The organism is Corallococcus terminator (genome assembly GCF_049194865.1).
Lineage (GTDB): Bacteria > Myxococcota > Myxococcia > Myxococcales > Myxococcaceae > Myxococcus > Myxococcus terminator_A.
The window spans coordinates 1-21,728 of sequence record NZ_JBLZWL010000055.1; the positions used below are offsets into that span (position 1 = coordinate 1).

A 21,728-nucleotide genomic window follows, 5' to 3' on the forward strand; every position below is an offset into this window, starting at 1 on the left:
CAGAATCTGCTCGGAAGCAATCGCCGCCCCACCCGGGCTGTTCACATACAGCAGCACCGCCTTCGTGCGCTTGTCCCGCCCCGCCGCCCTCAACCCCTTCACCACCGCATCCACCGTCGCCAGCCGCCCGCCCGCGTTCCCCTTCCCCGGCACGATCATCCCCGACACCGGCACCAACGCCAGCCGAGGCTTCCGCTTCATCCGCCGCCAGGCCACCGGAGGGAACGGCACCGTCTCCAGATACGTGTCCAGCGCCTCCAGCTCCGTGTCCTCCACGTCCGCCGGCTCCTTCCCCGCCTCCACCTTCACCAACCCCAGGTGCAGCGGCAGGTCGGCCTCGTCCACCAGCGCGTCCACCAGCCCCGCCGCCTTCGCCCTCGGCCCGCTGTAGGGACCGTGGTCGATCAGCGCCTTCACCTCCTCGGGCGTCTTGCGCCGAGCCACCGCCACCGCTTCCACCAGCGTCGCGTAGCGCTCGTCCAGGAACGACTCCACCGTGCGCCGCTGGATGTCCGACACCTCTGGATGCGTGAACAGCTCCGGCGCCGTCTTGTAGTCACCCCGCCGGATGAACTGGGGCCGGATGCCGATTCGCGACAGGCCCTCGCCCAGCGCCGTGGACTCGGCCGAGTACCCCACCAGCTCCAACCGCCCCATCGGGGCCAGGAGCACCTCGTCCGCCGCGCACAGCACCGGGTACGTGTCCGTGTCCACCATCACCGCCCAGGACACCACCCGCTTTCCCGCCGCCCGGAACTCCCCCAGCAACGCCACCACCGCGTCGCGCTTCGCCCCGGGCAACCCCAGCTCCTCCACCTCCAGCAGGATGCCCTTCACCTTGGGATCCTTCGCCAGCAGCCTCAGGGCCTCGCCGAACCGCTCCAGCGAGGTGACGTCCGAGGGCTCCGGACGCGAGCCTCCCCCCAGGGAGAACCGGGGCTTGCGCTGCTCCCGGTACGGAGGGTCCCCCGCAAGCCGGAAGCGCACATAGGCGGGCCTGTGACTGGCCGCGAACAGGCGGAAGGGCGCACCCAACAGGGTTCGCAGGAGCAGCAACAGGTTGGCGAGGGCGATGAAGGGCAGGCGCAGCATGGCGTCCGGGGTCGATGTGGGCCCCTGGCGCGTACTGGACACGCTCTCCCGGTGCAAGCCCTGTTCAGCACTCCCGTTGGGTCGTGATAGCCTCCCCCCTCATGAGAAATCCCTCCCTTGCCCGCCTTCTCCTGGTCCTCGCGCTCGCGACCGGCGGAGCGGCACTGGCTCAGCCGCGCAAACCGGTCCAGGACTTCAACGCCCCCCGTGAGCTCACCGCCGAGGAGCGCGAGGTCGCCAAGCAGCGCGCCATGGGCAACAACCTCAACTCCTATGGCAAGGACATCCAGGTGAAGGCGCAGCCCTTCCCCTGGAAGGCCGTGGGCCTCGCCGGCATCGTGTTCCTCGTCGCCATCCCCTTCGGGTTCCGCGCCTTCCGGTCCACGGCGAAGGAGATGGGCAACGAGAACACGTTTGGCAACAACTCCAACCGCGACAACGACGAGCCGGCCTGAACCACCCCACCCCGGCCCTCAAGCCGGGGTCACCTCCACCACGCCACCCGCCTCCACCCGGACTCGAACCGGAAGGAAGCGCTCGACGACGCGGGCATGGGTGGTCAGGTGGTCCGTCACCCGAGCCGCGGTGAAGCGCGTGGTGCCCGGCGTCACCGGGCCCAGGCGCCCCGCGGCCAGCAGCGCCGCCGGCAACAGGATCTGATCCGCCAGCGACTCGTCCAGCGCGCCCCCTGTCTCCATGAAGCGCGCCAGGGCCTCGCCAGCCTCCCGCCCCACGTCCTCCGCGGGCCGCCCCTTCTCGCCCAGCGCGGTGAAGCCGGCGATGGTGTGCTCGAACTGCGCCAGGACGAAGGTGACGGTGCCCAGCGAGCGGCTCACCGGCAACGGGCGATTCTCCGCCTCGGCCAGGATGCCCCGCTCCCGCAGCACGGCCACGGCCGCGCGCGACTGTCGCTCGGCGATGGCGAACGGCAGGCCTCCCACGAAGGATGAGACGTGCACCTCGCGCAGCATCCCGCGCGCGGGCAGCTCCACCAGTCGAGGCGGCTCCTGCGGCGGAAAGACGTGGGCGACCATCTCCCCCGCGCCCTCCGGATAGAACCCCGCCTGCGTCATGGTGAGGTGCACGGGGAGCCCGTATGCGTGGGCCACCGGCTGCCACACCGTGGCGACGTAGTGGAAGCTGGGGCTGTGCGGCAGGTGCGTGCCGCCCCTCAGCGTGAGCTTTCCACCCCCGGCCAGCGCCAGCGGATAGACGAGGCACTGGAAGATGAGCGGCGTGCTGCCCGCCGTGCCGACCTCCAGCAGGTAGTCCCCCGCGCGCACGGGGCTCGGCGTGAAGGACAGCTCGGAGGCGCCCACCGTGGCGCCCTCGCTGGTGCCACCCAGGGCCTCGGCGCCGCGCACACAGGCCAGGTGCTGGGGTCGCAACCCCGGAGGCTCCCGCCGCGAGCGCAGGTGGGTGATGTGAAACGGCCGTCCGGTGATGAGTGACAGGGACAACGCCGAGCGGAGGATCTGCCCTCCCCCCTCACCCTCACTCCCGTCCAGCCGCACCGGCCCGCTCTCGGACCCCTCGGTGCCCGTCATGACCCTCCCCTCCCTCCGTGCGGGCGGAAACGTAACAGGAACGGGTTGGAATTCCCGCACCGTCCGCCGCCCTTCGAGCGCGAGCGGACGGTGCCTGACAGATGACTTCAGTTGCCCTGTGCGTCCAGCGCCGGCAGCACGCCCACCTTGATGGAGCTGGGGTGCGCCGCGGAGTGGTACACGCGGTGGAAGGAGCGCGTGAAGTCCGTCTCCTTCGCCTCGAAGATGTTGGGCACGTACGTCTGCGGGTTGCGGTCGATGAACGGGAACCAGCTCGACTGGACCTGGAACATCACCCGATGCCCCTTCTGGAACGTGTGGAAGACGTCGTTGATGGTGAAGCGCACCTTCGTCACCTCACCGGGCTTGAAGGCCTTGGGCTCGCTGTAGCTGTCACGGAAGCGCCCGCGGAACGGCTCGCCGCGCACCAGCGTCTGCTGGCCACCCCGGTTCTTCTCGCCCTTCTCCGCGTCGGCCCGACTCCAGCCGCGCAACTTGCCGGGATTCACGTCCACCAGCTTCACCACCCAGTCCGCGTCCGAGCCCGTCGTGGAGACCCACAGGTCCGCTTCCAGCGGGCCCGCCAGCGTGAGGTCCTGCTCCAGGGGCTCGGTCTCGAACACCAGCACGTCCGGCCGGCTCGCGACGAAGCGCTGGTCCTCCGCCATGTAGTTCTTGCTCCAGCGCGTCGTGATCTCCTGCGTGTACGGCACCGGCTTGGCCGGGTCGCTGATGTACTCCGCGAACGACTCCGTGGTGCCCGTGGGCGCCTGCTGGGACAGCCCGCCCTTGGGCTGGAAGAACAGCCGCGTCTCACGCAGCCCCTTCGGCGGCCAGCTCTCCAGTTGGCGCCAGCGGTTGGCGCCCGTCTCGAACACCAGCGCCTCCGGCACCGCCGCCTTCTCGCCCCCCTTGAGGTGCTGCTTGAAGAAGGCAAGACCCAGCTCCTGGTACGTGTCCGAGGTGCGGAAGCCGAACTCGGCGTCACCCAGCTCGGAGCCCTCGGTGCCCACCCAGCCGCCGTGCTGCCACGGGCCCATCACCAGCGTATTCGCCACACCCGGGTTCTGCTTCTCGATGGCGGCATACGTCCGCAGGGGGCCGTACAGGTCCTCGGTGTCGTACCAACCACCCACCACCAGCATCGCCGCCTTCAGGCCCTTCAGGTGCGGCAAGAGGTTCCGCGCCTGCCAGAAGGCGTCGTAGTTGGGATGCGCCGTGACGTCCTTCCAGAACGCGACGTCGCCCTTGAAGTGCTTCGTCTCCGCGTTGCTCAGCGGGCCCAGGTCCATGAAGAACTCGTAGCCGTCCGGCGTGCCGTACTCGAAGCGCGACCAGTCCTCGCTGTCCGTGGGCTTCGGCCGGGGCTTGCCGAACCCCGAGAAGAAGTTGAACGCGAGCGACAGGTTGAAGGCGCCATGCCGGTGCATGTCGTCCCAGAACCAGTCAGCGATGGGCGCCTGCGGAGACACCGCCTTGAGCGCCGGGTGGCCGCTGATGGCGCCCGCCGAGGCGTAGAAGCCGGGATAGGAGATGCCCCACTGCCCCACCTTGCCGTTGTTGTTCGGCAGACGCGCCACCAGCCAGTCGATGGTGTCGTAGGTGTCGGTGCTCTCGTCGGTGTCCTTCGCGCCCTTCTTCGGGTTGATGGGACGCACGTTGACGAAGTCGCCCTCGGACATGAGGCGGCCACGCACGTCCTGGAACACGAAGATGAAGCCCTCCTTCTCGAAGGCCTCACTCGGCCCGAGCTGCGCCTTGTACCGGTCCAGGCCATACGGCGCGACGCTGTAGGGCGTGCGCACCAGCAGGATGGGATAGCGCTTCGCGGGAGAGGCCTCGACGGGGATGTAGACGGAGGTGAAGAGCTTCACGCCGTCCCGCATGGGGATGCGGTACTCGAACTTGGTGTAGCGCGAGCGGATTCGCTCCGTGCGCTCCGGCGTCGAGGCACCAGGGGCCTTCGACGGAGTCGGAGGTGGCGTCTGGGCGACGGCGGGACTTGCGAGGGACAACCAAAGCAGCGCCGCGAGACTGCGAGACACGGGGGACATGCACGCTCCAGCGAAGGGACGCGACATCATGGGGGACACAACCGCCCCCGAACGGCCCGTGTCGCCGTTTGTTCCCGAGCCTGAAGGGGGACGTCAGCCCCGTCCTTCTCCGCCTTCGTCCGGGGCGCTGTCCAGCCCGTACTTTCGCAGCTTGTCGTGCAGGGTGGCCCGGCCAATGCCGAGCCGCCGCGCCGCGCCGCTGCGGTTTCCACCCTCGATGCGCAGTGCGTCGAGCACCAGCCCCCGCTCATACGCCTCGACCCGCTCCTTGAGCCCCGTGCTCGTGGCTGCCTCGCCCTCGTCGCTCCGGAGGTCCCCGGACACGGGGCCCGTCGACGCGGCGCCGGCCGACCGTTGCTCGGACGTGGGCAGGAGGGACAGGTCCAGCTCTCCGTCACTCGACAGGGCCACCAGGCTCTCCAGGGTGTTCTCCAGCTCGCGCACATTGCCCGGCCAGGGCAAGGCCATCAGCCGGTCGACGAAGCCCTCCGGCACCTTCAGCGGGCCCGTGTGGAACCTGTCACTGAAGCGGTCCAGGAACATCCGCGCCAGCACGGGGATGTCCTCGGGGCGCTCGCGCAGCGCCGGCACGCGGAGCTGCACCACGTTGAGCCGGTAGTAGAGGTCCTCGCGGAACTGCCCCTCCGCCACGCGCTTGCGCAAGTCGCGGTGCGTGGCGGCGAGGATGCGGACGTCCACCTTCACTGGCCGGTCTTCTCCCACCGGGCGGACCTCACCCTCCTGGAGCACGCGCAACAGCTTGGCCTGGAGCGGAGGCGCCAGCTCGCCGATTTCATCCAGCAGCAGCGTGCCTCCGTCCGCCTCGCGAAACAGCCCCGGGCGGACGCGATTCGCTCCGGTGAAGGCGCCCTTCGAGTGGCCGAACAGCTCCGCCTCCGCGAGCTCCTCGGTGAGGGCCGCGCAGTTGAAGCGCAGATAGGGCCCGCTCGCGCGCGGCGAGGCGCGCACCAGGGCCTCCGCCACCCGCTCCTTGCCGGTGCCGCTCTCCCCGGTGATGAGCACCGTCACGTCGCGAGAGCCCGCGCGCTGAACCAGCTGCGCCAGCCGGCCCATCGGCTCCGAGGAGAAGACCATGGAGCGCGACAGGTTCAGCTCCCCCGTCAGTCGCTCGTTCTCATGGCGCAGCCGGACCGACTCGAGCGCGCGCGTGACGACGGCGAGCAGCTCGTCCACGTCGAAGGGCTTGCGGAAGTAGTCATAGGCGCCCGCCTTCACCGCCTCCACGGCGAAGCGCTCCGAGCCATGCGCCGTGATGACGATGATGCGCGGCGCGTGGGGAGTCACGCTCAGCCGGCGCACCAGCTCCATGCCATCCATCCGAGGCATGCGCAGGTCGGTGATGACCAGCTCGAACGAGCGCGCCGCCAGCTTCTCCAGCGCGGCCTCGCCGTCCTCGGCTTGCTCCACCTCCACACCGGACAGGCTGCGCAGCATCTCCCGCAGCGTGAAGCGCACGCCCGCGTCATCATCCACCACCAGCACGCGAGACACCGCGCCCGACTCACCGCGCATGGGCCACCTCGCGCACATCCCGCACCGGGCCCAGGGTGTCCGCCGGAAGCTCGCGCGGCAACATCAGCTCCGCCACACAGCCCCCGGACGTCTCGTTGCGCAGCGTCACCTCGCCGCCGTGCTGCCGCGCCAGCGCACGTGCCACCGTCAACCCCAGGCCGGAGCCCTTCGCTTTCGTGGTGACGCCCGCGTCGAAGGCCCGCGCTGACACCTCGGGCGACAGCCCTGCTCCCAAGTCCCGGATGAACACGCGCACGTCTCCCAGGCTCCCGGATTCGACATCCACCACCACCTGGCCTCCACGGGGACTCGCGTCGATGGCGTTGTGGAGCAGGTTCATCACCACCTGCTTCACCTTGCGTGGATCACACACGGCGACCACCGCCCCCTCGCCGCCTCGAGCCAGTCGCACGCCGTGCTCCGCGGCGAGCCCCTCGTGCAGCACCACGGCCTCATCACACAGCGCCCCCAGGTCCACTTCGCTGACCGACAGCGGCACCAGGGGACGCGAGAAGTTGAGGAACTCCTCCAGGATGTCCTGCATGCGCGTCACCTCACCGGCCAGAACCTCCAGTCGCTCCTGAGGTTGCGCGCGCCCCGGCTCGCGGCGCATGAGCTGCGTGAGCCCCTTCACCGTGGCGAGGGGATTCTTCAGCTCATGGGCGATCTCCCCCGACAAGGACTCCAACGTCCGAGCGTGGGCGCGATGCGTGGCGAACAGCTCGTCGCGCTGATGGAAGGACTCCGCCACCATGTCCTCGAAGGTCCCCCGGACGGCCGCGCCCACGATGTTGGCGGCCACCACCAGGAGCAGGATGAACACCGCCAGGGCCAGGAGCATCGCGCGGGGAGGCTCGCCCAGGAACGACAGGTGCAGTGGCGGAGTCCACTCGAGCAGGTGCGCCGCCGCCAGCAAGGACAGGAGCCCCAATTCCTGCGCCATCAACAGGACCCGTTGGCGTGGCGGGAGCACCGCCGCCCCCACGAAAGCCAGCGGGAGGATGAGCGGCAGCAACGGACTGGCCAGTCCTCCCGTTCCCCACGTCAGGCTCTGCTCCAGGACGATCCCCACCGTCAGGTTGCCGGAGATGCTGCGCTCCGTGAGGCCCTCGCGTTCATACCGGCGCAGCTCGAAGAAGAAGAACGACAGGGCCACCACCACCTGGACGGGCAGCCAGATGCGGCGCCAGGGCGCGCCATCCACGAGCGTCGCCGCCGAGACAGCCCCCATCAGCACGAGGCCGCCATACGCGCGCAAGCGCACCATGCGGCCGAAGATGTGGCCAATGTGCTTGAGCCGAAGGGCCTCGTAGCTGCGGCGGGTTCGCGGTTCCATGTCGCCCTGTCATGCCGAGGCGTGCCCGGCCTGGATGCCCGCCCGCCGCTGTGAATAGAGGCGGGCCAGCTCGTTGATGTCGTCGTTTTCGAGCACCCTGCCCGTCGCACCGAAGAGGATGACCTTCATGGTTGACCTCCAGGCTGGTTCGCGGACACAGGCGTCCCCATCCCCGTGGAGAGGATGGGATGTTGCGCCGCGGTCTCCCACGCCAGCTCCGGCCACCATCGCTCGCGAGCACTCGCCGCTTCGACCTCCGGCTCCAGGCTCTGTCCAGGCCTGGGCAACACCAACGTCACGGAGAGGCGCTCGGCCTCCGCGCGCGCCCGCTCGGCCGGCTCCGTCCAACCGTGGTAGGCGAGCCCGAAGAGGGCCCAGTGCACGGGAATCATGACCTTTCCCCGTAGCATCTGGTGTGCCAGCACCGCCTGCTCGGGACCGATGTGCCAGTCCGGCCAGGCGCGGTGGTACTGCCCCGTCTCGATCATCGTCACATCGAAGGGCCCCAGGCGCTCGCCGATGTCCCGCATCGCCGGGAACAGGCCCGTGTCACCCGAGTAGAACGCCCGATTCTTTGAGCCGATGAGCGCGTAGCCGGCCCAGAGCGTGGAGTCCTTGTCGAACAGGAACCGCCCGGAGGCATGGCGCGCGGGGGTGGCGACCACCTCCAGCTCCCCGACGCGGGTGCGCTCCCACCAATCCAGCTCCACGATGCGCTCCGTCGGAATGCCCCAGTACTCCAGATGCGCACCGACACCGAGCGGCACGATGAACACCACCTTGGAGTGCTTCGCGGAGTCCCTCAGCGCGAGGAGCGTCGGCCGGTCCAGGTGGTCGTAGTGGTCATGGGAGACGACCACCGCGTCGATGGGCGGCAGGTCCTCCAGGGCGATGGGCGGCGCGAACCATCGCTTGGGGCCCACCCAGGAATAGGGCGAGACGCGCTCGCTCCACACCGGGTCCGTCAGGATGCGATGCCCGTCGACCTCCACCAGCTGCGAGGAGTGCCCCATCCACGTCACCCGCAGCCCCGACGCGGGCGGCGTCTGGAAGCGCTGCGGGTTGATGGCCTCCACCACCATCGGCTCGCCGGGGCTGGTGTGGGGACTGACGTTGAACATCCCCGACATCATCTCCCCGAAGTGATTCACCAGCGGCTGGGGGTTGTCGAAGTGCCCGTCCTTCCACTGGGGCGAGCGCTCCATCCGCTCCCGCCGGGCCCCCGTCGCGCTCTTGCCGAACGCCGTATGGCCGTCCACGACGAGCACGAGGATGACCACCGCCAGCGCCGCACCCAATCCCATTGCTCCACGGCGCAGCACACGCCGCCAACCACGCGTCTTCATCGAGATGCTCCCAGGGGCATGCACAGCGCGCGGACCGCGACGCCGATGCCCTGAACGAATGCCTCACGCGTACCGCTGAGGTACTTGAGCCCGCGCGCCGTCGCGAAGAGCGTGTCGGTGAGCTGTCGCGCGGTGAGGCCGGTGGACTTGTACGCGGCCACCAGTCCCGAGGCCCGCAGCACCTTCGCCACCGCCTCCAGGAACAGGGCCTCGTGGTGCGTCGCCACCTCCTGCACACCCGAGGTGCTCAGGACCTCGGACAGGTCCTTGGCGTCCGCGCCCACCATGCCGACGTAGCGGCCGACCCAGGCATCGAAGCCCCTCACCAACCGCTCTTCCAGCGGAAGGGAGGCATCCGACAACCCCTCGCTGGCGAGCCGCAGCGAGACCTCCATCGAGTGCCGCACCGTGGCGAGGAAGAGGTCTTCCTTCGTCGAGAAGTGCAGATACAGCCCCTGGCGCGACATGTCGGCGGCCCGGGCCACCTGGTCCATGGACGTCTTCCGGAAGCCGTAGCGCAGGAAGACCCCCAGCGCCGCGTCCAGCAACCGGTTCCGCCGAGCGTCGTCCGGCGGCTTCTCGAGAGATTTCGACTCGGCACCCATCTTGGACAGAATTGACAAGATGGACCTAAGTTGTCAATTCAATCGACCGCCTGCCGAGGGCGGTGACTTCGACTCAGCGCAGGCCGGCGCGGCCTCCGTCGAGCACCCGCAGCGAGCGCTTCGCGGGCCGGCGGGTACCGGTGGCGGGCTTGGCCGTCTTGCCACCCACGGCCTTCACGCCGCGCCGAGGGGCGGGCCGGGAGGGCGCGACGGCGCGTCCGCTCGCTCGTCTCCGTCGGGGCGCCGCCTTGCCCTTGGGCCCCTGCTGGATGGGGCGGGTGAGCGGCAGGCAGAAGTACAGGTACATGTCGAGCAGCATGGGGCCTCTTCGCCTTCAACGAGATGCGCACGGGATGTGGCGCACGGGTCATGAGCAATGGCGATGCCACCCTCCCCATCCTCCGAGGAAGGCAGGCGCAAGGTGCCATGGCGGGTCCGAACGAGCCCGTGAAGAAGCATGAAGATGCCGTGGTGAAGGTCCCTCCTCTCCTCGGAAGGACGCCCCTCTCACAGGGCATGCGCACCTTCTCCTCCGAGGCGAGGAGCGCCGTCACCGACACACCTGAGGGGTGTCGGCCTTCCGGCGGGGTGCCGGGTTTCCGGCAGGGGTGCCGCGCGGGCCTCCGACACCCATGCGAGCGCTCTCGGCGTACGAGTGCTGGCATGGGCCTTGCCCTCAGGGCGGTCGTCACCGCGGGGGAAACCGCGGCATCGAGGAGAGGCTCCATGCGACGTGCCGTCGTGGTGTTCGTGGTCCTGGTGGTGGTGCTCGCCACCCTGTTGGGGGTGCGCATCCTGAAGGACCGACGGGCCGCGGAAGGACCCGCTGGAGGCTCGGGCGTCGTGGAGGGCACGGCGGTGGATGTGCGGGCCCGGCTCAATGCGCGAGTGGTGACGCGGCATGTGGAGGAAGGGGCCCGCGTGGAGAAGAACGCGGTGCTCGTCACGCTGGACTGCACGGAGCCCGAGGCGGGGCTGAGTGAAGCCTCCGCGAGGCTGGCCATGGCGCAGGCACAAGCAGACGGTGCGCGCGCTGTGGCGGTGGCCGCGGGGCGCAGCAGCGAAGCCGTCGCCGCGCAGGCCGAAGGAAGCCAGTCGCAGATCGCCTCGCTGGCGGACCAGCATGGACTGGCTCAACGACAGGCGGACCGGCTCCAGCAGATGGGAGACGCGACGACGGCGGCCGCGTTGGACCAGGCACGAGCCCAGGCCCAGTCCCTGGAGCAGCAGCTCGCGGCGGCGAAACACGCGAGCACCGCGGCGTCTCGACAGGCCCGCGCCGCCACCGAGCAGGAGCGCGCCAGTCTCCAGCAAGCCGAGTCCGCCCTGCGCGCCATCCAGGCCGCGGAGGCGACGGTGCGCCGGGCCCAGGTGTCTGTGGCGGAGTGCGAGCTGCGCGCGCCGCTGAGCGGCACGGTGGAGACGTTGCCCTTGGAGGTGGGCGAGCTGGCCCTGCCGGGCGCGGTCGTCGCGCGACTGGTGGACACGCACCGACCGAAGGCGACCTTCTATCTGCCCAACGCGGAGCTGGCGGCGGCGAAGCCGGGGCAGTCCGCCACCGTGCGTGCGGACGCGTATCCCGACCGCACCTTCCAGGCACGCGTCGTCACCGTGGCGCGCGAGGCCGCCTTCACGCCTCGCAACGTGCAGACGCGCGGCGACAGGGACCGGCTCGTCTACCCCGTCGAGGTGCACATCGACGCGCCGGAGGGCGTGCTGCTTCCGGGCATGCCCGTGGACATCACCCTGGGACCGGTGAGCGACGCGGCGGTGGCGGAGCAACGGCCATGAGCACCAGCGCCGACGTGGACGTGTCCCTCGAGGAAGTACGCCGTGCCTTCGGAGCGGCTCGGGCGCTGAAGGGCGTGTCGCTGGCCGTCCACACCGGAGAGGTCTACGGGCTGGTGGGGCCCGACGGTGCGGGGAAGACGACGGCCATCCGATTGATGGCGGGGCTGCTGCTCCCCGACAAGGGGCGCGTGAGGATGCTCGGCGAGGACCCGGCGGACACACGCTCCTCCGTGCGTGAGTCCCTGGGCCTGGTGCCGCAGCGGAACACGCTCTACGGAGACTTGAGCGTCGACGAGAACCTGCGCTTCTTCGCGAAGCTGTTCGGCCTGTCGCACCAGGACTTCGCCGAGCGACGCGAGCGCCTGCTGGACATCACCCGACTGGGTCGCTTCACGGACCGGCGCGCGGATGCGCTGTCGGGCGGCATGTACAAGAAGCTGGCGCTGGCGTGCGCCCTGCTCCACCGCCCTCGCGTGCTGCTCCTGGACGAGCCCACCAACGGCGTGGACCCGGTGAGCCGCCGCGAGCTGTGGGAACTCCTGTATGGCCTGGTCCACGAGGGCATGACGCTGCTGGTGTCCACGCCGTACATGGACGAGGCGGCGCGGTGCCACCGGGTGGGGCTGCTCTATTCGGGAGAGCTCATCGCGGAGGGAGATCCTCGGGAGCTGGCGCGCCAGCACGGGGTGGCGGCCTCCAACTTCGAGGCGGTGTTCCTGGCCCTCGTCGAGAAGCGCGACGGCGGGAGGGCCGCATGACTCCGGCCATCGAGGTGCATCACCTGACGCGGCGCTTCGGGAGCTTCACCGCCGTGGACGACGTGAGCTTCGAGGTGGGCGCGGGAGAGATCTTCGGCTACCTGGGCGCCAACGGCGCGGGCAAGTCCACCACCATCCGGATGCTGTGCGGACTGCTGAAGCCCACGGGTGGAGGCGCGCGCGTCGCGGGCTTCGACGTGGACAAGGAGCCCGAGCGCGTGAAGGCCGGCATCGGCTACATGTCCCAGAAGTTCTCGCTGTACCTGGACCTGAGCGTAAGGGCGAACCTGGAGTTCTTCGCCTCCGCCTACGGCGCTTATGGCCGAGAGCTGGAGACGCGCATCGGGGAGATGGTGGAGCGGATGCAGTTGGGCGCCGTGCAGGACGAGGTGACGGGGGCGCTGCCCGGAGGCATGCAGCAGCGCGTGGCGCTGGCGAGCGCGGTGCTGCACCGGCCTCGCATCGTCTTCCTGGACGAGCCCACCGCGGGCGTGGACCCGGTGCAGCGCCGCTCCTTCTGGGAGCTGATTCGTGACCTCGCGTCGCGCGGCACCACCGTCTTCGTCACCACGCACTACATGGACGAGGCGGAGAACTGCGCCCGCATCGGCATCATGGTGGACGGGAAGCTGGTGGCGCTGGACACGCCGGAGGGACTGAAGCGGACGCACGCGCCGGGCCGGGTGCTGGAGGTGCGCGGCCCTCACCTCGCTCCGGCGTTGGACTCACTGCGTGGCATGGCGGGCGTGCTGGACGTGAGCCGCTTCGGCTCCGGAGCCACCGTGCGCGTGGACCCGGAGCGCCTGCCGGCGGAAGCCCTGGCGGACTGGCTGCGGGCGCGAGGCGTGGACCCGCTGGAGCTGGAGGACTCGGCGCCCACGTTGGATGACGTGTTCCTGGCGCTCACCGCCCGCGCGCAGCGGGGAGAGGACTGAGCACCCATGGCCTCGACACGTGTGAATCGTCGGGTGGGTCGCATCCTCGCGATGGCGGGCAAGGAGGTGCTGCACATCCGCCGGGATATCCGCACCCTCTACCTGGCCCTGGCGATGCCGGTGTTGATGCTGGTGCTGTTCGGCTTCGGCATCAGCTTCGACGTGGACCACCTGGAGCTGGCCGTCGTGGACCAGGACCGCACGGACCTGTCGCGAGAGCTGGTGCGCCAGGTCACCGCGTCCCAGGAGTTCGTGGTCGTCCAGGACGGGACGTCGCCAGATGAAGGAATCGATGCGCTGCGCAGAGGCACCGCGACGGGGGTGTTCCTCATCAAGAAGGGCTTCGCCGAGGACTTGAAGCGCGGAGGTGCCCAGGTCCAGCTGCTCGTGGACGGCGCGGACGGCAACACGGCCACGCAGGCGCTGGCCAAGGCCCAGGCGCTGGTGGAGATGGCGGGCCGGAAGCTGGGCGGCCCGGTGCGCGTGGCAGCGCCTCCCTTGGAAGCGCGCGTGCGCACGCTGTTCAACCCGGACGCGCGCTCGGCGATGTTCCTGGTGCCCGGGCTGGCGGCATATCTCCTGGCCATCGTCGCGGTGCTCATCACCGCGCTGACGGTGGCGCGCGAGTGGGAGCGAGGCTCCATGGAGCAGCTCTTCGCGACGCCCGTGGGCCGGCTCGAGATTGTCGTGGGCAAGCTGCTGCCCTACCTGGGCATCGGCCTGCTTCAAGTGTTGCTGGTGCTCACGGTGGGCGCGTGGGTGTTCGACGTGCCGGTGCGAGGAAGCCTCGTCGCGCTGAGCCTGGGCTCGGTCCTGTTCCTGGTGGGGATGCTCGGGCAGGGGCTGCTCATCTCGGTGGTGACGCGCAACCAGGTGGTGGCGACGCAGGTGGCGACGATGACGTCCGTGCTGCCGTCGATGCTCCTGTCGGGCTTCATCTTCCCCATCGAGAACCTGCCGCCGCCGCTCAAGCTCATCAGCACGTTGATTCCCGCGCGGTACTACGTGGCGACGCTGCGCGGGGTGCTCCTGCGCGGCAATGGCCTGGACGTGCTGTGGCCGCAGTTGGTGGCCCTGGCCCTGTTCGCGGCGCTCATGCTGGTGGTGGCGACCCGCCGCTTCCAGCGTCGACTGGATTGAAGGGAGGCTGGGCGAACATGCATCCGCTGGTGGTGCAGTACCGCGCGGTGGTGGTGAAGGAGGTGCGCCAGACGGCCCGAGATCGCCGTGTCATGGCGCTCCTCACGCTGGCTCCGCTGATGCAGCTCTTCCTGCTGGGCTTCGCGGTGAACTTCGACGTGCGCCATGTCCCGACGGTGGTGGTGGACCGGGACAAGACGGCGGCGAGCCGCGACTACGCGCGCTCGCAGACGGCCGGGGACACGCTGGACTTGAAGGCGGAGGTCTCCGACGAGCTCGCCGCGGAGGAAGCCCTGGAGCGCGGCGAGGCCTCCGTGGCGCTCATCTTCCCTCGGGACTTCCAGAAGGATTTGCTGCGGGGCCAGGGCGCGCAGGTGCAGGCGCTGGTGGATGGCTCGGACCCGACCCGCTCGTCCGTCGCGGCGAACGCGGTGGCGCAATACGCGGTGCTCCGGGCGATGCAACTGGCACGAGCGCAGGCCCAGGCACAGGGAGAGCTACCGCCCCGCTCCCCCGTGGAGCTGGTGCCACGCGTGCTCTACAACCCGGAGCTGTCCACGTCCGTGTACGTGGTGCCGGGTATCGCCGCGATGCTGTTGCTCATCGTCACCACGGTCATCATGGCCATGGGCCTGTCCCGCGAGCGCGAGACGGGGACACTGGAGCAGCTCCAGGTGACGCCGCTGCGCCCCGGCATCCTGATGGCGGGCAAGGTGACGCCGTTCCTGCTGATTGGCCTGGTGGACGTGGGGCTCGCGCTGAGCGTGGGCGCCTGGGTCTTCAAGGTTCCCCTGCGCGGAAGCCTCACGCTGGTCGCGGTGGCCACCCTCTTCTACCTGCTGTCCACGCTGGGCGTCGGGCTGCTCATCGCGACGGTGAGCCGCACGCAGCAACAGGCGTTCGTCGGCGGGTTCCTCTTCGTCCTGCCCGCGGTGCTCCTGTCCGGGGTGATGAGCCCCATCCGGGCGATGCCGGACTGGCTGGCGTGGCTGACGTACCTGAACCCCGTGCGCTACTACGTGGAGGTGCTGCGCGGCGCGCTGCTCAAGGAGGCGGGGCTGTCGGACTTGTGGCGGCAGGTGCTCGCGCTCGCCGTCTTCGGCGCCCTGATGATGGCCGTGGCCTCGCGCCGCTTCCACAAGACGTCAGCCTGAGTCGCGAAAGGGGGGCGCGACCGTAGTCCAGGACGCGCCCTCCGTGGGGGCCCGTGAGCAGGGAACAGGCGGCCCGTGTGCTCGGCCCCTCGTCCTCGCACTGTGACTGGAAAGCCCGCCGGGCGTGCGTTACAGCCCCGCTCCAGCATGTCCGAGACCGCCGCCCCTGCCCTCTCCGTCTTTCGTCATCGCGACTTCCGCACGTACCAAATCGCCCGGCTCTGCGCGGTGCTCGCCATGCAGATCGAGTCCGTGGCCATCGGCTGGCAGGTCTATGAGGTGACGGGCAGCGCCCTGGCGCTGGGCTACACGGGGCTCGCCCAGTTCGTGCCGTTCCTCATGTTCTGCCTGCTGGGCGGACAGGTCGCCGACCGGTTTGACCGGCGCATCATCCTGGCCATCTGCCAGGGCGTGATGTTGCTGTGCAGCCTCGCGCTGCTGTCCTTCTCCCTGGGCCACATCACGGACGTGCGCTTCGTGTACGGCGTCCTGGTCCTCTTCGGCACGGCGCGCGCTTTCTACGCTCCCGCCGGTTCGGCGATGACGCCGCAGTTGGTGCCGAAGGACGAGCTGACACGCGCGATCGCCGTGAACTCCACGACGTGGCAGGTGGCCACCATCGCGGGCCCCGCGGTCGGCGGAGTCCTGTACGGCTGGGCGGGAGCCACCGGGGCCTACCTGGGCTCCGCGTCGCTCTGCGCGCTGACGGTGGTGTGGATCCTCTCGCTGAAGGTGCGGACCGGGCGGGCCTCGTCTCAGCCGCTGTCCTTCTCCACGCTGGTGGCGGGCCTGGGCTTCGTGCGTCGGCAGCGGTTGCTGCTGGGGAGCATCACCCTGGACCTCTTCGCCGTGCTGCTGGGCGGCGCGGTGGCGCTGCTTCCCATCTACGCGAGGGATGTCCTGCACACCGGCCCCCTGGGGCTCGGGCTGTTGCGGTGCGCGCCGGCCGCGGGCGCGGCGGTGGTGGCCGTCATGCTGGCGATGCGCCCCCTGGGTGGCCGGGCCGGCTGGAAGATGTTCGCGGCGGTCGCCATCTTCGGGGCCGCGACGCTCGTGTTCGGCGTGAGCAAGTCCCTGCCCTTGTCCCTGGTGGCGCTGGCCATCGCGGGCGCCGCCGACATGGTCAGCGTGGTGGTGCGCCATACGCTGGAGCTGATGGCGACGCCGGACGAGATGCGCGGGCGCGTGAGCGCGGTAAATCTCATGTGCATCGGCGCTTCCAACGAGCTGGGCGAGTTCCGCGCGGGCTGGCTCGCCGAACACGTGGGCGCGATTCCGGCCGTCGTCACGGGCGCCGTGGGCACGCTGGCCATCGTCGCCATCTGGGCCTGGGGCTTCCCCGAGCTGCGGAAGGTGGACCGGCTGGAGACCGCGGGCCGCCCCACTCCGTCAGAGCCAAAGCCAGCGGAGACCCCCACGGCCCAGGCCGGCTGACGTCAGGCCTGCGCGCCTTCGTAGCTGACGCTCAGCCCCTTGTGCGTCACGGTGATGACGGGTCGTCCGAGCCATCCGCAGTGCTTGCAGACGCCGCTGGGACCCGCCGCCGTGACACGTACCGGCAGGTCCGCCGCACAGACGGGGCAACCCTCTGGAATCATGAAGTCGCGCGAGGTGGGCAGTGCTTCGGTCATGTCCTTGAGGTAACGCGGCTTCCGCCCTCCGCAACGGCGACGGCCACCCGACGGAGGAGCAGCCAGCCGAGCGTGCGCCCTCCCTCACGCCGCCTCGTCGAGGAACCGCCGATAGGCACGGACGACGTCCGCGTCGGAGACGTTGTCCAGGCCCTCGCTCACCTGAAGCTCCGTCTCGACGACTCCGGGCACACGCGTGGGACCGAAGCCGCCCAGCCAGACGCCCGTGTCCCGTGCCGCGTAGAAGGCGCGCAACGAGAGCGTCTTCGCGTCCCCGCGCAGGAAGATGCGGAACATGTTCGTCTGCACCGGACGCGGCAGCACCGTGAGTCGGGTGTCCGCGGCCAGGGCCTCGGTGAGCGCCTTCGCGCGCTTGACCTGCGCGGGGACTCGCGCCACCGCCGCGTCCAGTCGCATGGCCGCGGAGGCCACGTAGGGCGTCAGGTGGAAGAGGTTCCCTCCGTGCCGGTGCCGCCAGGTGCGCGCCTCACGGATGAAGTCGCGGCCTCCCACCAGCATCGCGCCGCCCAGCGCCCCCACCCGCTTGTAGAAGGACACGTAGACGGAGTCGAAGCCCTGGCAGATCTCCGGAAAGGGCCGATTGTAGAAGGGCTGGCACTCCCACAGCCGGGCCCCGTCCATGTGGAGCTTCACGCCCTTCTCACGGCACGTCTTCTTCAGCTCCTCCAGCTGCTCCCACGTCTGGAGCTGCCCACCGAGCCACCGCACCGGCAGCTCGACGCTGACGACGCCGAGCGGCTCCGGTGACTCGCTCACGTCCTTGGCGAGCAACGGCCGCGTCCATGGGGAGATGATGACGTCATGCAACCCGTGCAGCACCACGTGGCTGCTGTCCTCGTGCAACACATGGTGTGACGAGGGGTGGACGCCGAAGTTCCGGTTCTTCACCGCGTCCGCGTAGATCCGCAGCGCGCTGAGCTGCGCCATGGTGCCGGTGGGCATGTAGCAACCCGCCTCGAAGCCCAGCATCCCGGCGACCTTCTTCTCGAAGCCGTCGATGAACTCACTGTTGCCGTAGAAGTCCTCCGTCACGCCCTGGCGCCGCATCCACTCGCCCACGGCGATGAGCTCCGCGCCCGGGTCATCCGACGCGTGCGCCCCCGTGAGCGACCCACGGCAGGCCCGGCGGACCTCCTCCACCTCCGCTCGCGTGGGCTCGGCGGGAAACCCCTTCGTCTCCTTCCGAGCCGGAGCCTTCACCGGCGCGGGCGCCGCGCCACTCGCCGGAGCACTCCAGAGCGCGCTCCCCGCGAGCAGGCTGGTCAACGACAGGAACTCACTCCGACTGAACTGATGACGGGACATGGAACTCCTCAGCCAGGGGACGGACGTCGCCCCCCCAACGAGCGTAGCCCCCGCCCCGCCCCGCCTCATCCGATTCCCGCCTCCGGCACACCCCATTCCCGCATCCGGACACGTTGTCTCAATCCCTCCCGCCCCGCGTTCCCCCCCACACCCACCCGGTCCAATCCCTGACGCAACGCAATATCCGACCACCGCTCCAGCGCCTTCCGGGGCCTGACGCACTGCAATACTGATTCAGTATTCATGTGCGACAGACCAGAAAGGTGAATCACCCTTCAACTTCATTTGCCGCCGGGACCACCCGTTTGGTACGGATCGCCGTGCTGTCACGGAAAGACGTGCCAGCGCCTCTCCCACAACATCAGCTAGCGATTGCAACGGAGCTACACATGGCAACGCGTCGCAGGGTTTTCCGCGCGGTGGTGGCTGTTGTCGGTCTGGTCGGAACGGCGTGCTCGAACCAGGACCCGGCCGACGGAGGCCCCGGGCCGGACACGGAGGTCCCCGCCGCCGTGAAGGCGTGCCGCGAGCGCATCGCCGCGAAGACGTCCGAAGTTCAAGCGGCGAGCATCGACATCGCGACGTGGTCCATCGGCGACCCCGAGGAGATGAAGGAGATCACCACGGCGGTACCGCAGACGCAGGAGACGTACCGGACCTATGACGGCAAGTACCGGCCCCTGTCGAACCATCCGGGCTGCTCGGTGGACAACCTCTACTACGACAAGGCGAACACCACCGGCACCACCCCGTACAAGGACGGCAACAACGACGGCAAGTGGACGGGCAACACCGCCTTCGGAGGTCCCAACAGCGCCACGGGGTTCATCGACGGGGACGTGGCGAAGATTCAGGGCTACCCCTGTGCCGCCAAGGAATACACCCAGGCCAACGAGGACACCTCCAAGCCCATCGTCATCCTCGTCCACGGCAACTCCACCCGGCCGCACACGTGGGAGAAGTTCATCCTGCCGTCGGGCACGTTCGTCAACACCGCCACGGAGAACGTCCAGTTCACCGGAGACACCGTCGCCCGCGCGCAGCTCGCTGAGACGCTCATCGCCCAGCGCTATCGCGTCATCGCCGTGGACTTCCGCACGGACGTCGTCCCGGGCATCGACCCGTCCACCAACAACACCACCCAGAACGCCGCGGGCAACATCGACCATGGCTGGTCCACGCCCATCCTCCAGTCTCTCGTCAAGGCGGTGATGAAGGCCAACCCCAACCGGAAGGTGGCGCTCGTCGCCCACTCGCTCGGCGTGACGGTGGCGCGCGACGCCCTGCGCCGGCTGTACGTGGAGTGGCGCTCGGGCCTGGCGGGCTCCATCAACCCCTTCCCCCAGGTGAGCCACGTCATCCTCGGCTCGGGCGCCAACCACGGCGTGTCCACGTATGACCCGGCCGCCGGCTCGCTGTGCAGCAACAACAACACCATGCGCGGCACCATCGTCTGCGAGATGGGCAGCCGCTCCAACTACTCCCAGACGTACTTCCACAAGCCGCTCAACGGTCCTCGGGACTTGTTCGCCACGCCCTGCGCGGACGGCGACTACGCCTTCGGCAAGACGGGCCAGTGCGGGGAGAACGTCGTGAAGTACTACACGCTCACGATGACGGACAAGGAGCGGGGCACCAACTACCAGGACTTCTACGTGTCCGAGGCGGCCTCGCGCATCGAGATGGAGGGCTGCGTGACGAACACGCTGACCACGCTCAACGACTACGACACGAGCGGCTACTTCAACCGCGGCTTCATCGCCAACCACTTCGGCTCGCTGCGCTCGAACGCGGGGCTCGACCTGACGCTGCGCTACCTGGGCGAGTAACCCCCTCCCCCTCCCCCCCCAGTCGGACCGGCGCGCGGCTTCCTCACCGCGCGCCGGTCCGAGCCTTTCTCGCCCTCCCCTTCGAGCCCCCCATGAAGCGACTTCCCTTCACCGCGTCCCTCTGCGTCCTGGCCCTCGGAACCTCGCCAGCGGCCTGGGCCCAGAGCACCGACGCCTCGCCCCCGTCCGCCACGTCCCAGGCGGAGCCCACGTCCACGCCCGCCGAGGCGCCAGCGCCCCAGGCCACCACCGACGCGACGTCGGCCGGAGAGCTCGCCGCGGAGAAGCCCACGGCGAAGGAGGCGGCCAAGAACCCCGAGGAGATGGCGGGCACCACGGAGGTCGTCGACACCCGACCGCCCCCTGTCGTCCGGCCGAGCCTCGCGATGGGCAACGAGACGTTCTACGTGAAGCCCGTGCTCGCGCTCGCGGGCGGCCTCCACGTGGAGAACCTCATCCAGACGCTCAACCGCAACCGGGAGAGCCGCGCGACGACGGTGGCCCTCACCCGCTTCGGCTTCGAGGGACGCCTGGGGCAGTACGTCTCCTTCCGCAGCGAGTTCGAGCGCAACATCCGCGCGCACGGCTCCGGCGTGTGGGAAGGCACCGCGTCCTTCAGCGTGAGGGACCAGGTCATCCGGCTCCAGCGCTGGGACATCACGCTGGAGGCCGGCATCATCGTGGACCCGGCCAGCGTGGACTTCATCTCCACGCACATCGCCGACACGCTGCTGGCGGACAAGTACACCCGAGACCCGCTGCTCTACAGCGGCTTCAACCGGGGCCAGGGCGCGCAGGCCGCCTACGAGTGGAACGGCTTCCGCGTGGGCATGGGCTTCACCGCGGCCAACCCGCTGAGCACGTCCAGCTCCTACCAGGTGGGCGGCTCGTTCGGCGGTGGCAGCCGCTTCTGGGAGCGCCCCCTGGCCAACTACCGCAACGGCCAGCCCGATGACGACCTGCACTTCCAGGTCCTCAGCCCCTCGCTGACGTACTCGCACGAGCTGTTCGAGGCGAAGGCCATGGCCCAGGTCTTCGACGTGAACTACCAGACGACGTCGCGCACCGACCCGCTCCTGCACGGCAACAACCTGCGCGGCAACCTGCTCTTCAAGCTGCACGCCAACGTGGGCATTCCCCTCTTCATCACCCCGTTCTTCAACTTCGCGCGCGTGCAGAACGACGTGACGAACAGCACGCCGGGCTTCGCGGACCAGCTCCTGGGCACCCGCTACACAGCCACCAGCCTGGGCGCGGGCGTGGACGTCAACCTCCATGGACGCTCGGGCATCGGCGTGCAGTTCAACCGCGTCGCGGACCGCTCGCCGTCCTTCGTCGCGGCCACGCAGGACGCGCCCGCCCGGGAGCCCGTCACGCGCACCACGCAGACCTTCCTCAACATCGGCGGCACCTACTGGTTCACCGAGGACGTGGCCATTGGTGGCCGGTACGCGCGCCACCAGAAGAAGCAGGACGGCGTCCAAGACGAGATTGACGCGTCCTACTTCCTGACGCTCCGCCTGCAGCTCTAGCCCCGCGCCGACGCACTTCACGGAGCCCGATGTCCAGCCCAGAGGAGCAGCCCCCCATGGAAGCACCGGCGCACGAACAGCGGGACTCCATCCTGAAGGTGGCGGTGGCGAGCTTCATC

Annotated in this window: 19 protein-coding genes; 9 read left to right on the forward strand and 10 right to left on the reverse strand. The window is 69.5% G+C overall.

The genetic code is table 11. From position 1 onward, the window contains the following. The coding region (locus ACN469_RS18065; RefSeq protein WP_498769549.1) for a S49 family peptidase at positions 1 to 1,134 on the reverse strand (1,134 nt) is incomplete at its 3' end. A 59-nt stretch (positions 1,135 to 1,193) separates the two neighbouring features. Here ACN469_RS18065 and ACN469_RS18070 point away from each other — a divergent pair. Further along, positions 1,194 to 1,547, forward strand: coding sequence for a hypothetical protein (locus ACN469_RS18070; RefSeq protein ID WP_498769550.1), 354 nt, complete (start codon positions 1,194 to 1,196; stop codon positions 1,545 to 1,547). A gap of 18 nt (positions 1,548 to 1,565) precedes the next feature. Here the strand turns inward: ACN469_RS18070 and rtcA are convergent, their stop codons facing one another. From rtcA to ACN469_RS18105, 7 genes are all read right to left on the reverse strand, one after another. Continuing rightward, positions 1,566 to 2,639, reverse strand: coding sequence for an RNA 3'-terminal phosphate cyclase (gene rtcA, locus ACN469_RS18075; protein WP_498769551.1), 1,074 nt, complete (start codon positions 2,637 to 2,639; stop codon positions 1,566 to 1,568). A 107-nt stretch (positions 2,640 to 2,746) separates the two neighbouring features. Beyond that, a complete protein-coding gene (locus tag ACN469_RS18080) occupies positions 2,747 to 4,693 on the reverse strand; it encodes a CocE/NonD family hydrolase (RefSeq protein ID WP_498769552.1) in 1,947 nt (648 codons plus the stop codon). A 93-nt stretch (positions 4,694 to 4,786) separates the two neighbouring features. Further along, the gene (locus ACN469_RS18085) at positions 4,787 to 6,226 is read right to left on the reverse strand and encodes a sigma-54-dependent transcriptional regulator (protein WP_498769554.1); all 1,440 of its coding nucleotides are present in this window, start codon (positions 6,224 to 6,226) and stop codon (positions 4,787 to 4,789) included. Then, positions 6,216 to 7,562, reverse strand: coding sequence for a sensor histidine kinase (locus ACN469_RS18090; protein WP_498769556.1), 1,347 nt, complete (start codon positions 7,560 to 7,562; stop codon positions 6,216 to 6,218). The genes ACN469_RS18085 and ACN469_RS18090 overlap by 11 nt, the downstream gene beginning before the upstream one ends. A gap of 125 nt (positions 7,563 to 7,687) precedes the next feature. After that, positions 7,688 to 8,908: an MBL fold metallo-hydrolase gene (locus tag ACN469_RS18095; protein ID WP_498769558.1), complete on the reverse strand. Its 1,221-nt coding sequence runs from the start codon at positions 8,906 to 8,908 to the stop codon at positions 7,688 to 7,690. After that, the gene (locus tag ACN469_RS18100; protein ID WP_498769560.1) at positions 8,905 to 9,531 is read right to left on the reverse strand and encodes a TetR/AcrR family transcriptional regulator; all 627 of its coding nucleotides are present in this window, start codon (positions 9,529 to 9,531) and stop codon (positions 8,905 to 8,907) included. Before ACN469_RS18100 ends, ACN469_RS18095 begins: the two co-directional genes overlap by 4 nt. A 55-nt stretch (positions 9,532 to 9,586) precedes the next feature. Beyond that, positions 9,587 to 9,832: a hypothetical protein gene (locus tag ACN469_RS18105; protein ID WP_498769561.1), complete on the reverse strand. Its 246-nt coding sequence runs from the start codon at positions 9,830 to 9,832 to the stop codon at positions 9,587 to 9,589. Between the two features lie 407 nt (positions 9,833 to 10,239). Here ACN469_RS18105 and ACN469_RS18110 point away from each other — a divergent pair, with 407 nt between their 5' ends. The 6 genes from ACN469_RS18110 to ACN469_RS18135 all read left to right on the forward strand — a co-directional run bounded on the left by ACN469_RS18110 (position 10,240) and on the right by ACN469_RS18135 (position 16,725). After that, entirely contained in the window at positions 10,240 to 11,304 is a 1,065-nt protein-coding gene (locus tag ACN469_RS18110) for an HlyD family secretion protein (protein WP_498769563.1), read from the forward strand. Next, the gene (locus ACN469_RS18115) at positions 11,301 to 12,062 is read left to right on the forward strand and encodes an ABC transporter ATP-binding protein (RefSeq protein WP_498769565.1); all 762 of its coding nucleotides are present in this window, start codon (positions 11,301 to 11,303) and stop codon (positions 12,060 to 12,062) included. Before ACN469_RS18110 ends, ACN469_RS18115 begins: the two co-directional genes overlap by 4 nt. After that, positions 12,059 to 12,997 carry an ABC transporter ATP-binding protein gene (locus tag ACN469_RS18120; RefSeq protein ID WP_498769567.1) on the forward strand — a complete coding sequence of 313 codons (939 nt, stop codon included), beginning with the start codon at positions 12,059 to 12,061 and terminating at the stop codon, positions 12,995 to 12,997. Before ACN469_RS18115 ends, ACN469_RS18120 begins: the two co-directional genes overlap by 4 nt. Before the next feature lie 6 nt (positions 12,998 to 13,003). Next, positions 13,004 to 14,137, forward strand: coding sequence for an ABC transporter permease (locus tag ACN469_RS18125; RefSeq protein ID WP_498769569.1), 1,134 nt, complete (start codon positions 13,004 to 13,006; stop codon positions 14,135 to 14,137). A gap of 17 nt (positions 14,138 to 14,154) precedes the next feature. Beyond that, a complete protein-coding gene (locus ACN469_RS18130; protein ID WP_498769570.1) occupies positions 14,155 to 15,291 on the forward strand; it encodes an ABC transporter permease in 1,137 nt (378 codons plus the stop codon). Between the two features lie 147 nt (positions 15,292 to 15,438). Then, complete coding sequence (locus ACN469_RS18135; protein ID WP_498769572.1) at positions 15,439 to 16,725, forward strand: MFS transporter; 1,287 nt, start codon at positions 15,439 to 15,441, stop codon at positions 16,723 to 16,725. Between the two features lie 2 nt (positions 16,726 to 16,727). On the opposite strand, the gene ACN469_RS18140 is transcribed toward ACN469_RS18135, so the two are convergent. Together ACN469_RS18140 and ACN469_RS18145 are read right to left on the reverse strand one after the other, a co-directional pair. After that, positions 16,728 to 16,922 carry a hypothetical protein gene (locus ACN469_RS18140; protein WP_498769573.1) on the reverse strand — a complete coding sequence of 65 codons (195 nt, stop codon included), beginning with the start codon at positions 16,920 to 16,922 and terminating at the stop codon, positions 16,728 to 16,730. An 84-nt stretch (positions 16,923 to 17,006) separates the two neighbouring features. After that, positions 17,007 to 18,248 carry a threonine aldolase family protein gene (locus tag ACN469_RS18145; RefSeq protein WP_498769575.1) on the reverse strand — a complete coding sequence of 414 codons (1,242 nt, stop codon included), beginning with the start codon at positions 18,246 to 18,248 and terminating at the stop codon, positions 17,007 to 17,009. 389 nt (positions 18,249 to 18,637) lie between these two features. Between ACN469_RS18145 and ACN469_RS18150 the strand changes: the two genes are divergently transcribed. Beyond that, entirely contained in the window at positions 18,638 to 20,077 is a 1,440-nt protein-coding gene (locus ACN469_RS18150; protein WP_498769577.1) for an esterase/lipase family protein, read from the forward strand. Between the two features lie 92 nt (positions 20,078 to 20,169). Further along, positions 20,170 to 21,609 (forward strand): hypothetical protein, encoded by a 1,440-nt coding sequence (locus tag ACN469_RS18155; RefSeq protein ID WP_498769579.1) that lies wholly within the window; start codon positions 20,170 to 20,172, stop codon positions 21,607 to 21,609. The last annotated feature ends 119 nt before the right edge of the window (positions 21,610 to 21,728 follow it).

Excerpts from the sequence above, each read along its gene's own strand:
- ACN469_RS18070 (WP_498769550.1), top strand. The coding sequence starts at position 1,194 with ATGAGAAATCCCTCCCTTGCCCGCCTTCTCCTGGTCCTCGCGCTCGCG.
- rtcA (WP_498769551.1), bottom strand. The coding sequence starts at position 2,639 with ATGACGGGCACCGAGGGGTCCGAGAGCGGGCCGGTGCGGCTGGACGGG.
- ACN469_RS18080 (WP_498769552.1), bottom strand. The coding sequence starts at position 4,693 with ATGTCCCCCGTGTCTCGCAGTCTCGCGGCGCTGCTTTGGTTGTCCCTC.
- ACN469_RS18085 (WP_498769554.1), bottom strand. The coding sequence starts at position 6,226 with ATGCGCGGTGAGTCGGGCGCGGTGTCTCGCGTGCTGGTGGTGGATGAT.
- ACN469_RS18090 (WP_498769556.1), bottom strand. The coding sequence starts at position 7,562 with ATGGAACCGCGAACCCGCCGCAGCTACGAGGCCCTTCGGCTCAAGCAC.
- ACN469_RS18095 (WP_498769558.1), bottom strand. The coding sequence starts at position 8,908 with ATGAAGACGCGTGGTTGGCGGCGTGTGCTGCGCCGTGGAGCAATGGGA.
- ACN469_RS18105 (WP_498769561.1), bottom strand. The coding sequence starts at position 9,832 with ATGCTGCTCGACATGTACCTGTACTTCTGCCTGCCGCTCACCCGCCCC.
- ACN469_RS18110 (WP_498769563.1), top strand. The coding sequence starts at position 10,240 with ATGCGACGTGCCGTCGTGGTGTTCGTGGTCCTGGTGGTGGTGCTCGCC.
- ACN469_RS18115 (WP_498769565.1), top strand. The coding sequence starts at position 11,301 with ATGAGCACCAGCGCCGACGTGGACGTGTCCCTCGAGGAAGTACGCCGT.
- ACN469_RS18120 (WP_498769567.1), top strand. The coding sequence starts at position 12,059 with ATGACTCCGGCCATCGAGGTGCATCACCTGACGCGGCGCTTCGGGAGC.
- ACN469_RS18125 (WP_498769569.1), top strand. The coding sequence starts at position 13,004 with ATGGCCTCGACACGTGTGAATCGTCGGGTGGGTCGCATCCTCGCGATG.
- ACN469_RS18130 (WP_498769570.1), top strand. The coding sequence starts at position 14,155 with ATGCATCCGCTGGTGGTGCAGTACCGCGCGGTGGTGGTGAAGGAGGTG.
- ACN469_RS18135 (WP_498769572.1), top strand. The coding sequence starts at position 15,439 with ATGTCCGAGACCGCCGCCCCTGCCCTCTCCGTCTTTCGTCATCGCGAC.
- ACN469_RS18140 (WP_498769573.1), bottom strand. The coding sequence starts at position 16,922 with ATGACCGAAGCACTGCCCACCTCGCGCGACTTCATGATTCCAGAGGGT.
- ACN469_RS18145 (WP_498769575.1), bottom strand. The coding sequence starts at position 18,248 with ATGTCCCGTCATCAGTTCAGTCGGAGTGAGTTCCTGTCGTTGACCAGC.
- ACN469_RS18150 (WP_498769577.1), top strand. The coding sequence starts at position 18,638 with ATGGCAACGCGTCGCAGGGTTTTCCGCGCGGTGGTGGCTGTTGTCGGT.
- ACN469_RS18155 (WP_498769579.1), top strand. The coding sequence starts at position 20,170 with ATGAAGCGACTTCCCTTCACCGCGTCCCTCTGCGTCCTGGCCCTCGGA.